The sequence below is a fragment of the Peribacillus sp. N1 genome (genome assembly GCF_054600815.1).
Genome location: NZ_BAAHZO010000001.1, coordinates 543,561 through 557,700, shown reverse-complemented (window position 1 = coordinate 557,700; position 14,140 = coordinate 543,561). Strand labels below are relative to the sequence as shown.

Genomic DNA, 14,140 nt, shown 5'->3' with positions numbered 1-14,140 from the left:
GCTACCTCTCCCCCTTGGCAAAAAGACCTGTTGGTTTCACGGTTAATATTACGACTAAAAGAATGAATGCAATTATGTCTTTATAATCATTTGAAATATAAGTTGCGCCCAGGCTCTCACTGAAACCTAGGATATATCCGCCTACGATCGCCCCCGGGATGCTCCCCATCCCGCCCAATATGATAATGACGAATGCTTTTAGGATGACTAAATGCCCCATGCCGGGAAAAACAAGGTTAATCGGTGATGCAAGGGATGAAGCGATGGCTGCTAATCCTCCCGATATCATGAAGGTAAGCATTGCGACTTTATTAATGTTGATTCCCACTAATGAAGCACCTTCACGGCTTTGGGACATCGCTATAATCGTCGAGCCGGCATAAGTTTTCTTTAGGAAAAGGTAAAGTAAAACCATCACTGCGATAGCTGATATGATGATCAATAATCGCTGAAGTGTGAACGTCAGGCCCATGATATTGACCACTTGGCCATATGGAGAAGTCATTGTATGGAAGTCGGCACCCCAGACAAATTGGGCAAAGGCTTCAAGAAAAAGGAGAATTCCGATTGCCGCTATCTTATCGTGCAATGGAGGTGCCTCCCTTAACAGGCGAAACACGAAACGTTCCAAAAGGACTCCCAACAAACCAACAACGATAATGGATACGAACATGGCAATCCAGTAATTGACCCCATATAAGGTCATCATTGATAACGTGATATATCCACCCAACATATATAGGGCACCGTGGGCAAAGTTCGGGATATGCAATATTCCATATACTAGCGTCAATCCCAGGGCAACAAGACTATATACGCTGCCAATCGTCAAACCATTAAAAAGCTGCTGAATCAAAATTTCCATTTACTTCCTCCTTGAAAATTATTGAATTTCACTTTGCTGTTCATTCCCTGGCCTACCATCCTGTCCATATTTTGAAAGCACACCTCTGTGATGAAAAACATTTTAATTTTTCCCTCACAGGCTCAACCTCCCGGGGAGGAATAGTAAGTATTATTTCCCTATATTCTCCACCTACAGATAAAGATTAGGTGTAGCGAAAAAAACACCCGATTGTTTGTTAGCGCTTTCATTTATAATGACAACTTATTACAGTACATGACGTTTTGTCCTCATTCATTCTGCCTTATGAATCTAGGCTGTACGATTGTGCAGACAAGCAGATGCTGATTTTAGGGATAGCCAAATGATTACAACTTCACTTTAATAACGGTTTACCCATGGTAATCGTCTTGTTCGTTCACCCCTTCCACACCACTAAAGGACCATTACGCAGATTAATTTCCTGTATGTAGATTATTTCTTGTATGTAGATTATTTCTTGTATTATAAATGCAAGTGCCGTGCCAACATGAACTCACCGACAATTAGGCTATTCACCAGTCAGTGAATTCATTATTGAATTGTAAAAATCAAAAGTAACGATTCCATACGGGATTTCCGTCATTCACTATTGACTGAAAAAATCATTTCTGAATCAATAAAATAATTAAATGAAGACATTAAATGAAAGGAATCCAATAATAACCTTCACAACCTTAATCGTTTTAAGCAAGTCCAGGTTAAAATGCACAAAAAAACAGCACCCTCCATTGTTGGATGGTTTCCAACAATGGAGGTGCTGTTCAAACTCACCTATTCTTTTCCGCTGACCTTTAATCGGTATTTTTTAAGTTTCCTCACAATTGTTGCCTGACTGGAATCTAGGGCCTCTGCGATTTCATATGTAGTTTGGTAGGTTTGAGCCGCTTTCGTCAAGATTTCCTTTTCGGCTCTTTCCACCGCTTCTTTTAAAGTTAGGGTAGCATTGAGGTTCGGCTGATTCCGATTTTCCGGCTGATATTCTTCCGGAAGGTCGTTAATCGATAATATTTGATTATCCGTCAGCACGACGAGCCTTTCCACTATATTAATCAATTCACGGACATTTCCTGGCCAATCATGTTGATAAAAATATTCCTTCAACCGCGAATCTATTTCTTTTGAGAATTTATATTGTTCGTTTGCTTTTGTTAAAAATAAGTCAGTCAATGCCAAGATATCCTCTCTTCTTTCCCGTAGAGGAGGAATCGTAATCGGAATGACATTCAGCCTATAAAAGAGGTCTTCACGAAACTCACCCGCTTTGACCATTTCCGATAGATTTCTGTTCGTGGCTGCTATTATGCGAACATCGATCTTCTTTGGCTTTGTTCCACCGATTCTTTGAATCTCCCTTTCCTGAAGGGCCCGAAGCAGCTTCACTTGAAGTTGCAGGGGAAGCTCACCAACTTCATCCAGGAATAAGATCCCACTCTCTGCAAGCTCAAACATCCCTGGTTTGCCTTTTTGATTGGCTCCGGTAAATGCCCCTCCTTCATATCCAAAGAGCTCGGATTCCAATAAATCAGCAGGAATTGCCCCACAATTTATTTTGATGAAATCTCCTTTTTTAGATCGGATGCTCCGATTATAAATATTGCGGGCAAGGACATCCTTTCCAACACCCGTTTCTCCCAGAATGAGTACTGTCGCATCAATATCCGATATTCTTTCAGCAATTTCATAAATCATTTTCATTTTATCACTGACAAATACGACTCCATCCTTGCTTGTTATCTTCCGCAGTTTTTCAATTTCCTGCTTATATTGATTATTCAGTTCATTTACTTTCGTCAACTCGTGCATCAGTTCATTTAAATCGGATAAATCTCTTATATTCGTAACGACTTGCTCTATTTCCCCTTCTGCATTAAAAACGGGACTTCCTGTAATCAATGTTTCCTTTCCAGCAAAATTATCCTGTACGACTGATACCGTTCGTCTCAGCTTCACTACCTTATGCGTCACCGAAGCATTCAGTATGCCGCGTTTAATTAATTGGTCCACCGATTTGCCGATATAATACTCTTTTGGTATGCCCGTGATCCGTTCAATTGCCGAATTGGTATAAAGCGTGATTCCATCTTGATCGGTGATGTATATTCCATCATAGGAATTTTCGATAATGGCATCCAGTGCGCGATTCAATTTATCCGTTTCATGCGCATCAATCAATAAATCGTCCAAAAATTCTGTTTCACTGCCTATATATAGAATATTGTCAGCATCCATTTGTTTCATTAATAAAAATAAAAACCGCTTATCATGCAGCCTTGCAGCTGCAAGCCTTTTATTATCGAGAAATTGCCACTCATCGAATTGTTCGGTTAGTGTATTATTACCATCCTGACTTAACGATTGATTAAAATAGTTGCCCCAATCCTTTATCCGATTTTCAGAATCCACGACTAGTGCAGGGATGGTCGACTCTTTGAGCAAATTAATCCGAGAATCCTGTTTCACTTGATTCATTACTATTCACCGCCGCAAAAAGAATTCTTTTTAAGTACAATTCTGGATAATTTTCGAAACTCCTTTAAAATTGTCGAATTTCGCTCCAAAAAAAGTAGTGATGAAATAATTTTCATCACTACTTTCCCTCAGTAAGTCTTAAAAATAACCTCTCCACTGATTGCTTCCTTACCTGACTGGTTAGTGGCCGCAACGTTGAAAAAATATCTATCCCCATTTTTTTCTTTTAGATCCGCTTGAAGAGTTATGACATCATTCAAGAAAACCATACCTTTGAAACGAATCTTGTATTCTTCGATAAAACCAATTTCATATAGATTACTGAAAAGCTTTGCGAGGTTTCCCATCGTCCACATTCCATGCGCGATGATACCGGGAAGACCAGCATTTTTTGCTTCCTCATCAATCGTATGAATGGGATTGAAATCACCTGATGCGCCGGCATATTTAATGAGGTCCAGTCGCGTTACAGGCGCAAGCTCGATGGAATGTAACGAGTCACCAATATGCAGTTCGGTTAATGTCGTCACTTACTCATCACCATCCTTCTGATCGTTTCATTTATAATGACAAGCTGTTCAGCAGTGAAGACGATTTCCCCATTTGCATCCGTCCCATAATTTTTAAAGGCTAGAAATCCCATTTCCCCTTGTTTTCCTTTTTTCTCATAATAGTCTTTCACTTCCGTATAACAGGTGATTTCTTCCCCTACCTTCAGCGGCCTGTTATAGCGATATATCTGCTCACCGTGAATCAACCCTTTATTCGGTAGATTTAAGCTTTCAATCGTCCCAAAATCAAAGACCCTTGGGAAAGTTGGTGGAGCGATATTCGTTCCGTACCTTGATTGCCTGCCTATTTCTTCATCTATGAAAATTGGGTGGGGATCACCAATCGATAATGCGAATTTTTTAACGGCTCCCCGTTCAACTATATTTTTAACGGGGTTGGATCGTTTTCCAATACTTTCGTTGAACATAACATCCCGCCTTTTCCCTTAATTTTTTGGACCGCCCGCAACATATAAAACCTGCCCGCTAATGAATGAGGATGCTTCATCGGCAAAGAATGCAACAGCATGAGCGATATCACTTGGCAAACCGCTTCTGGCAACAGGAATACTGTTTGCCCTGTCCTGGATGAATTGCTCAAAACTCACTCCCACCCGCCTAGCTGTTTCTTTCGTCATTTCGGTTTCGATAAAACCTGGTGCTACCGAATTAGCCGTTATCCCGTATTTGCCCAGTTCGATTGCCAGTGTTTTTGTTAACCCCTGAAGTCCGGCTTTAGCAGCTGAATAATTAGCCTGCCCGCGGTTCCCGAGGGCCGAGGTGGATGATATATTGATGATTCTTCCGTATTTATTTGCAACCATATGCTTCTGGGCAGCACGTACTGCATTGAAAGTACCTTTTAAATGCACATCCATTACCGTCTGCCAATCTGAATCGGTCATTTTGAAAAGTAGATTATCCCGGATGACCCCAGCATTATTCACGAGAATATCAAGCGATCCGAATGTGTCGGCTATTTCTGTTATGGATGCTTCCACTTCTTCGGGATTGACTACATTGGCAACTTTTATAAAAATGGTATAACCCTTATCCCTTAATTCATTTCCCGTTGATGTCAAAACCTCTTCGTTGATATCCATAATCGCTACGTTTGCGCCTTCACTGGCAAATAGTTCGACGATCGCCCGGCCAATCCCCCTGCTTCCACCTGTAACTAATGCCGTTTTCCCTGAAAATCTCCCTGTCATAATCGTTTCCTCCTAATCTATTATAAAAATTGCCCTACTTTAACATGTCCCTTAATCAAATTTCGGGAAATGATCATACGCTGTATTTCATCCGTACCATCATAAATCCTCCAAAGCCTGGCTTCGCGGTACCAACGTTCGATGGGAAGCTCCTTCGTATAGCCCATGCCACCGTGAATCTGCAATACACGATCAACGACCCGATTCCCCATATTGGCTCCATAGAGTTTAGCCATTGAAGCTAAATGGCGGTTGTCTTCTCCATTATCAAGTGTAAAAGCCGCATTCAATACAAGCCATCTTGCAGCTTCAATTTCTACGGCCGAATCAGCTATCTGCCATTGAATGGCCTGGCGCTCCGCGATCGGTTTACCGAAAGTTACTCGTTCTTTAGCGTATTCTATAGCCATTTGCAGCAATCTTTCTGCCGAACCAACAGCACGTGCGCCCACGATCCATCTTGCAAACCCAATCCATTCCAAGCCTAGTTTATAACCGCCATGCACTTCCCCTAAGATGTTTTCTTCGGGTACCCTGACATTATCAAAAACTAAACCCGCCGGTCCCCATTCTCCCATCGTATTGATATATTCTGATCTCCAGCCCATATCACGGTCTACAATGAAACAGGTTACCCCTTCCGTCCCGGTTGCTTGATGACGTTCTTTGTCAGTTACAGCAATGACCATGACGAAATCGGCATCATTTCCTCCAGTGATGAATGTTTTTTCTCCGTTAAGCACCCATTCATTCCCTTCTTTTACTGCCGTCATTTTAATATTTCGCGTATCAGACCCAGCCCCCGGCTCCGTCATGGCAAAACAGGACTTTTTCTCACCATTAATAGTAGGAATCAGATATTTCTGTTTCTGTTCTTCATTTGCATAATAAAGTATGTTATCAGCCGAACCTCCAAAGCTGAATGGTACAAACGTTTTTGATACTTCCATCAAGACAATTGCCATCATAAGCTGCCCTAAGTCTGCCCCGCCATATTCCTCTGGGGTATTGATGCCCCAAAACCCAGCTTTTTTTGCTTTTTCCTGTAAATCTTTCAATGTTCCCTCTGGTAAACTAGGCTTCCCTGCCATTTCATTGCGAAGCACTTCATTTTCCAAGGGTATCAATTCATTTTCCACGAACTTGCGTATTGTTTTTTGTACCATTTTTTGTTCATCTGATAGTCGTAAATCCATATTAACCCCTCCGCTTTCCAATTAGACTAGTTTTGATATTTTCTCTTCAATTGTCCGGTAATGATATTTTTTTGGATTTCGGACGTGCCTTCATATATTCTAGTGATTCGGGCATCCCGATAAAAACGTTCAACTGGATAATCCTTCATGTATCCCATACCGCCATGAATTTGAACGGCCTTATCAGCGACACGATTATATACTTCCGAACCATACAACTTTAGCATTGCCGCTTCTTTAATGATTTTTTCTTTCTGATCGACCATCCATGCAACCCGGTATGTGAATGAGCGAAGTGCTTCTATTTCCATTGCCATCTCGGCAATCATATGGGATACAGCTTGATGATCTATGATCGGCACATTAAATTGTTCACGTTCTGTGGCATATTTAGTAGATAGATCGAGCAAGTACTGACAGGACCCTAAATTACGGGCAGCAAGGCCTGCCCGGCCATTTGCAAGGATCTTCAATGCATTTACATACCCTTGTCCAACGTCCCCCAGTACATTTTCGGCAGGAACCTCGCAATCTTCAAAAACCAATTCGGCAGAATTTGAGCCTCGAAGACCCATCTTCCTTTCCAGGCTACCAACTCTAAAACCCGGAAAATCCTTTTCTACTATGAATGAGGTGATTCCTTTTGCCCCTTTATCTTTGTCCGTTACGGCCATAACCGTAAAAATATCTGCTACATCAGCATTCGTTATATAATGCTTAGTCCCGTTAAGTATATATTTATCGCCATTTTTGACTGCCGTCATTTTGAGGTTCGTAGCATGTGACCCCGCTGCAGGCTCAGTTAAAGCAAAAGCACCAATTCTATTACCGCTTGCCATATCTGGTAGATACTTTTCCTTTTGCATTTCATTGCCCATTTCGACTATCCCTACCGTCCCTATGCCGGTATGGGCCCCAATCAGAGTGGTATATCCATTATGTGTTTTGCCGATTTCCTCATATAAAGCGCATTTTCCCACCATCCCGATTCCGAGCCCGCCATACCTTTCCGGGATACTAAGCCCGAATAGCCCGATTTCCTTCGATAAATTTATAATGGATTCCGGGATATGATCTTCATCCTCTATCTGCATGGAAAATGGATCGATTTGCTCTTCGATAAACTGGCGTATATTTTCTTTTAATAACAGGATGTCTTCATCTAAGCGAAAGTCCATTTGCATTCCCCTTTATCTTCGAATTGGTTGTTAGCGCTTTCATATATTATCCGAATAAGCGATATGTTTTTCCTGAAGTTTGCGTTTTAAGATTTTACCTACTGCCGTCTTAGGAAGTTCACTTTCAAATGTGATTGCTTTTGGGACTTTAAAGGCAGCGAGCTGCTTTCGGCAATAATCCTTCAATTCGTTTTCAGTTATTCTTTCACTTGGTTTTAGAACTACCGCTGCATGTACCGTTTCACCGCGATATTGATCGGGAGCGCCAAAGACGGCAGCTTCCAGAACCTTAGGATGGCTGTATAAGACATCTTCAATTTCTATTGGATATATATTGAACCCGCCAGCTATGATCATTTCTTTCTTCCGTCCCACAATGTAAAAGAAGCCATCTTCATCCATCTTGGCAATATCACCGGTATGCAGCCATCCGTTTTGAATCGTCTGCCGCGTTTCTTCAGGCATGCCCCAATAACCTTTCATTACCTGTGGACCCTTTATGACCAATTCACCTGGTGTATCAACCAAGAGGGCAGGCTCTCCTGTAATACTGTCAATTATGGCGGCATCCGTATTTTGTATCGGAATCCCGATACTTCCGGGTTTTTGCAGACCGCTAACTGGATTCCGGTGCGTGACTGGTGACGCCTCGGACAGGCCATAGCCTTCTGCAATCTTTGTCCCGCTCAGTTCGTTAAACCTTGACAATACATTCAATGGCAATGGTGACGAACCCGAAACGCAAGATTTCAATGTATGCAAATCAAATGGATGGGACTGGTAATATTGTAATAAAGCAATGTACATCGTCGGTACCCCTGGAAAAATAGTCGGTTTAAGATCATTGATAATATCGACGATCTCCGTCACCTCAAACTTGGATACAAGAATTAATTCCCCGCCATTATAAAATGTCAGGTTCATCCCTGAAGTCATGCCGTAAACATGAAATAATGGGGAAACGCCAAGTACCCTTTCCTTACCCTTTTGAGTATTGATTCTTGAAGTGGCTGCACTCTGCAGCGTATTGGCTACTATATTACGATGTGTTAGCATCGCCCCTTTAGAACGCCCTGTCGTTCCTCCTGTATATTGGAGGACGGCGACATCTCTAGCAGGATCAATCTCCACACTGAAATCCGCTTCTGTTACTGTTAGCAGTTTTTTTGTCATTTCACATTTGCCCTTTTCCAGCGACACGCTTAACACCTTTTCAACATCGGTTGCAGCTATAACGGCTTCAACTATTGGTTTTAAATCATCTAGCACAATGATGTGCCTTGCACCTGAGTCTTTCAGGACATGTATTAATTCGTTCGCCTTATACATTGGATTGATTTGGACAACAATGGCTCCATTCAAAAGAGTTCCAAAAAAACCAATTGGATATTGTGGACAATTAGGAAGCATAAGAGCCACTCGATCTCCCTTTCCAATCCCTTCAGCAGCAAGCAAGCGGGCACATCTTTTCACTAACGTCCCCAACTCTGAATATGTATACCTCTGCTCCCTGAACGTAACCGCTGTTTTATCCGAATATTGTTCGACTGCTTGATAAAATAGTTCCGTCAAAGACATGTCAGGAATATCAATCTCGCTTGGGTTTCCTTGCGGGATATGTTTTTTCCAAGGTCTATCCATTGGCCCTCCCCTTTCTTCATTCAAAAAAATAAAGAAGTCATACTAAACAATATGCAAGGAGTGTGCCAAAAATAAATCGTTATGTTACGCTGATTCATTCAATGGTAAAATTCAAAATTGAATTATTTGCTGCGCCCTTAATAATATTAGGTTCATAATGCTAGGATTTAAAATTGACTCAATAAGTCATTTTTGAATTTAGAGATGCTTTCGTAAAAGGTATCAACTTGTAGTACGGGGCATGTGGAGAAGGATATTATTTGAAAATAAAACGGGATGCTGATCAAGATCAGCATCCCGTTTTAAAAAATGATTCACTGCTCTATGGCGGAGTCATCTTCCAATGATATTTTCCATAATTCTTTCGCTTTTCCACTAACCGTTTCATCAAAAACAAATGATCCATTCGTATATCGATCATGATTTTTTAATGAAGCGGCATGAATCGTTTCAATGTTTCCCTTTTCAGAAAGAATGAATAGGCTGTCCGTTTTGTTAATGATATCAAATCCAATGACCCTATGAGGATTCGATTTCAATTCCCTCAAGACCACGACACCGCGTTTTGCCCGGCTCGTTTTTTCAAACTCGGTTAATTTCATTTTCTTTATGGCCCCGCGCTGTGTAACGATAAAGATCGATTCTTTACTATCCTTGGCCAAAACCTTTCCGCCAATGACATAATCATCTTCTTTCAAATTAATCCCTTTGACTCCTGCTGCCCGAACACCGACAACACTTACTTCCTCTTCATCAAACCATAAACCATAGCCATTATGGGTGACCAGGAAAAGGTCAGCCTGTCCATCGGTATGATGGACATCGACAAGTTCATCGTCACCTTTTAAATTGACACCAACCAGCGGTTTTGAATGACGCTGGGCTTTATAGGAAGCTAATTCTGTCTTTTTCACCATACCATTTTTCGTGATGAACAATAGGAATTCCGGCACGGCAAACTCTTTGATTGGAATCGCTTTTATGATTTGTTCTTCCCTGTCGATTGGTATGATGTTCGCGATATGCTGACCGGTTTCCTTCCAACGAATATCAGGAAGCTGATGAACTGGACAATAGAGGTAGTTCCCTTTGGATGTGAACAGCAACAGGACATCAGTTGTATTCATCTCCAGCCTCTGGAGCAGGCGATCGGAATCCTTCATGCCAAAATCAAGACCGCCTGATGCTGCATAGGATCGTAACGAAGTCCGTTTTACATAGCCTTCTTTCGTCACGGTCACCATCACGTCCTCACTCGCAATCAATACTTCAAGATTGATTTTGATTTCTTCAATTTCTTTTTCGATTTTGGAACGACGTCCGTCATCAAAGCCCTTTTTAATGAATCGAAGTTCTTTTTTAATTACTTGAAGAAGAACTTTTTCACTGCCAAGAATCTTTGTCAATTCCTCAATTTTGTCTTTCAATTCCGCCGCCTCTGCTTCAAGTGCTGTAATATCCGTATTTGTCAGCCTGTATAGCTGCAAGGAGACAATGGCTTCAGCTTGCGCTTCTGTAAAATCGAATTTAGCAATGAGGTTATCTTTGGCATTCCGTTTGTCTTTAGATGCCCGGATGACAGCGATGACCTCATCTAATATGGACAAAGCCTTCACTAAACCATCGACGATATGTGCCCGGTCATGTGCCTTTTGCAACTCATAACGTGAACGGTTCACGATTACCTCTTTACGGTGTCCGATATATGCATCTAGCATTTTTGGCAGGCTCATCAATGTTGGCCGTTTTTTATAAATCGCGACCATATTGAAATTGTATGCAATTTGAAGATCGGAATTTTTGTATAAATAATGCAGGACTCCATTTGCATCTGCTTCTTTTTTCAGTTCGATAACAATCCGCAGTCCCGTACGGTCGGTCTCATCCCTAACTTCGGCGATACCTTCCACTTTCCGGTCCAGACGGAATTCATCCATTTTCTTAACAAGGTTTGCTTTATTGACTTCATATGGGATTTCAGTGATGACGATTTGCTGTTTGCCCCCCCGAATCGTTTCCACTTCCGCCAACCCGCGAATGATTATTTTCCCTTTACCTGTCTCATAGGCCTTACGAATGCCTTCAATGCCTTGAATGATACCGCCAGTAGGAAAATCCGGCCCTTTAATGACCGTCATTAAGTCAGCGACAGTCGCTTCCGGCTTATCGATTCGCATAATGGCCGCATCAATGACTTCACCTAGTTGATGTGGCGGGATTTCAGTGGCATAGCCTGCTGAAATTCCTGTAGAGCCATTTACAAGCAGGTTAGGGAACATTGCTGGCAATACAATGGGCTCCTCTGAAGTATCATCAAAGTTCGGTACAAAATCGACCGTCCTTTTTTCAATATCCCGCAGCATCTCGGAGGCAATCGATGAAAGCCTTGCTTCCGTATACCGCATCGCAGCAGGCGGATCGCCATCAATACTACCGTTGTTTCCGTGCATTTGGACCATTACCTTCCGCAGCTTCCAGTCTTGGCTCATCCGAACCATTGCCTCATAAACGGATGAATCTCCGTGAGGATGATAGTTACCAATTACATTACCGACCGTTTTTGCGGATTTCCTGAATCCTTTTTCCTGAGTATTTCCTTCAACATGCATCGCATACAATATCCTGCGCTGCACCGGTTTTAAACCGTCCCTTGCATCTGGAAGTGCCCGATCTTGGATGATATATTTACTATAACGCCCGAAGCGGTCACCAATTACCTCTTCTAGCGGCAAATCTCGAAACGTTTCTTCAAATACCATCGTTAATGACCTCCTCTTCAATCGACATATTTTCATTATCTAAAATATTCGATTCCTCTTCGAGACCAAAAGCGACATTGGCTTCAATCCACTTACGACGCGGTTCAACCTTATCTCCCATCAACGTTGTCACACGTCTTTCCGCACGGGCACCATCATCGATCTTCACACGTATCAATGTCCTTGTTTCCGGGTTCATGGTGGTATCCCATAATTGATCGGCATTCATCTCACCCAGCCCTTTATATCGCTGAATCATATAGCCTTTCCCCACCTTGTCTATCGCTCCCTGAAGTTCCTCGTCGCTCCAAGCATATTCAATGACTTCTTTCTTCCCGGTCCCTTTACTCACTTTATATAAAGGGGGCAAGGCAATGTAAACCTTTCCAGCCTCTATTAACGGCTTCATATAGCGATAAAAGAATGTCAGCAGCAGCACTTGGATATGGGCTCCATCGGTATCGGCATCAGTCATGATGATCACTTTATCATAGTTAGTGTCAGGCGTATTGAATTCCGCACCGACACCTCCGCCGATTGCATGGATGATCGTATTTATTTCCTCGTTTTTAAAAATATCCGCCAGTTTTGCCTTTTCCGTATTAATAACTTTACCCCGCAATGGCAGCACTGCTTGGAATCGGCGATCGCGTCCTTGTTTAGCGGATCCCCCAGCAGAGTCCCCTTCTACAAGATACAGTTCATTCCGTTCGGGATTTTTCGATTGAGCTGGTGTTAATTTCCCAGAAAGGATGGCATCGGATTTTTTCCTTTTCTTCCCGCTTCTTGCGTCTTCGCGAGCCTTGCGTGCCGCTTCCCTTGCTTGGAACGCTTTAATCGCTTTTTTTACCAATAGGGTACTCGTGGTCGGATCTTCTTCAAAAAAGTAGGCTAAGTGCTCTGATACGATGGAATCGACTGCAGAACGGGCTTCACTTGTTCCAAGCTTGCTCTTGGTTTGTCCTTCGAATTGAAGAAGTTCTTCAGGGATACGTACTGAAATGATTGAAGACAAGCCTTCACGTATATCGGTACCTTCGAGGTTTTTATCTTTTTCCTTCAATAGCCCCATCTTTCTGGCATAATCATTAAATGCCCGTGTCATGGCCGTTTTTGCGCCAATCTCATGGGTGCCTCCATCTTTTGTACGAACATTATTTACAAAGCTTAAAATATTCTCTGAATAGCCATCGTTGAATTGAAAGGCTAGTTCGACTTCTATCCCATTTTGTTCCCCTTCTAAGCTGACTACACTATGAAGGGTCTCTTTTTCTTCATTTAAATAATCGACAAACGCTTCAATGCCATTTTCATAGTAAAAAACTTCATTATGGTCGTTACGCTCATCCGTCAATTCTATCTTCATGCCTTTTAAAAGAAAGGCTGATTCGCGAAGACGCTCACATAGGATTTCATAATTAAAAGTAGTCACCGAGAATATTTTTGGATCGGGCTTGAAGTGGATCTTGGTACCGGCTTGATTGGTTTTACCGATTTTCTCCAGAGTGGTTTCTGGCTTTCCGCCATTGAAAAACCGTTGTTCGTAAATGAACCCGTCCCTTTTGATTGTCACGACAAGCCATTCAGACAACGCGTTAACGACCGAAGCACCGACTCCATGAAGCCCTCCACTCGTTTTATATCCGCCTTGTCCAAATTTACCTCCAGCATGAAGAATCGTCAAAATGACTTCAGGCGTCGGTTTACCTAATTTATGCATGCCAATAGGCATTCCCCGCCCTTTATCAGACACACTTACACTGTTATCTTTATGTATTTTCACACTAATTTGGTCTCCATATCCAGCTAAAGCCTCATCTACGGAGTTATCTACAATCTCGTACACTAAATGATGAAGTCCGCGTGCATCAGTACTGCCGATATACATACCGGGACGTTTTCTGACCGCTTCGAGTCCTTCCAGTACCTGAATTGCATCATCATTGTACTCGATTGTTTTTACTTTCTTTGCCACAGAAATTCCCCTTTCCTTACTAAAACACAATTTCCGGGCCAAATCATACTGCAATGAAATGACTCACTAGCTAAACAAATCCATTAATACGTTAATATCATATAAAAAGTATAATACTTTTACGAACAAAGAACAAGTGTTCTATTTTTTTGTCCTTTTTATTAGCGTTAGCACATTTATGTGGAACAAAACGTATCATAGCTACCTTTCTAATTGTAGCGGTAAATTTTCATTTGGCAAATATACTTTTACTATTTTTAATCAAATTAAGCGT

10 protein-coding genes are annotated in these 14,140 nt (G+C 41.9%); all 10 read right to left on the bottom strand.

The features are described 5' to 3' along the window. Position 1 precedes the first annotated feature (1 nt). Positions 2-865: a branched-chain amino acid ABC transporter permease gene (locus tag ACYP5M_RS02610; RefSeq protein ID WP_230176387.1), complete on the bottom strand. Its 864-nt coding sequence runs from the start codon at positions 863-865 to the stop codon at positions 2-4. Positions 866-1,657: 792 nt separating this feature from the next. Beyond that, positions 1,658-3,355: a sigma-54 interaction domain-containing protein gene (locus tag ACYP5M_RS02605; RefSeq protein ID WP_459734600.1), complete on the bottom strand. Its 1,698-nt coding sequence runs from the start codon at positions 3,353-3,355 to the stop codon at positions 1,658-1,660. 128 nt (positions 3,356-3,483) lie between these two features. Then, positions 3,484-3,885: a MaoC/PaaZ C-terminal domain-containing protein gene (locus ACYP5M_RS02600; protein ID WP_057914834.1), complete on the bottom strand. Its 402-nt coding sequence runs from the start codon at positions 3,883-3,885 to the stop codon at positions 3,484-3,486. Further along, the gene (locus tag ACYP5M_RS02595) at positions 3,882-4,334 is read right to left on the bottom strand and encodes a MaoC family dehydratase N-terminal domain-containing protein (protein WP_101221909.1); all 453 of its coding nucleotides are present in this window, start codon (positions 4,332-4,334) and stop codon (positions 3,882-3,884) included. Before ACYP5M_RS02595 ends, ACYP5M_RS02600 begins: the two co-directional genes overlap by 4 nt. An 18-nt stretch (positions 4,335-4,352) precedes the next feature. Further along, positions 4,353-5,117, bottom strand: a complete 765-nt coding sequence (locus tag ACYP5M_RS02590) for an SDR family oxidoreductase (RefSeq protein WP_459734599.1) — start codon at positions 5,115-5,117, stop codon at positions 4,353-4,355. Positions 5,118-5,137: 20 nt separating this feature from the next. Beyond that, positions 5,138-6,313 carry an acyl-CoA dehydrogenase family protein gene (locus ACYP5M_RS02585; RefSeq protein WP_057277806.1) on the bottom strand — a complete coding sequence of 392 codons (1,176 nt, stop codon included), beginning with the start codon at positions 6,311-6,313 and terminating at the stop codon, positions 5,138-5,140. A gap of 26 nt (positions 6,314-6,339) precedes the next feature. Beyond that, positions 6,340-7,491 carry an acyl-CoA dehydrogenase family protein gene (locus tag ACYP5M_RS02580; protein ID WP_459734598.1) on the bottom strand — a complete coding sequence of 384 codons (1,152 nt, stop codon included), beginning with the start codon at positions 7,489-7,491 and terminating at the stop codon, positions 6,340-6,342. Between the two features lie 39 nt (positions 7,492-7,530). After that, positions 7,531-9,132, bottom strand: a complete 1,602-nt coding sequence (locus ACYP5M_RS02575) for a long-chain-fatty-acid--CoA ligase (RefSeq protein WP_459734597.1) — start codon at positions 9,130-9,132, stop codon at positions 7,531-7,533. Between the two features lie 314 nt (positions 9,133-9,446). Beyond that, positions 9,447-11,891: a DNA topoisomerase IV subunit A gene (gene parC, locus ACYP5M_RS02570; RefSeq protein ID WP_459734596.1), complete on the bottom strand. Its 2,445-nt coding sequence runs from the start codon at positions 11,889-11,891 to the stop codon at positions 9,447-9,449. Further along, positions 11,881-13,866, bottom strand: coding sequence for a DNA topoisomerase IV subunit B (gene parE / locus ACYP5M_RS02565; protein ID WP_101221904.1), 1,986 nt, complete (start codon positions 13,864-13,866; stop codon positions 11,881-11,883). Before parE ends, parC begins: the two co-directional genes overlap by 11 nt. Positions 13,867-14,140 lie beyond the last annotated feature (274 nt).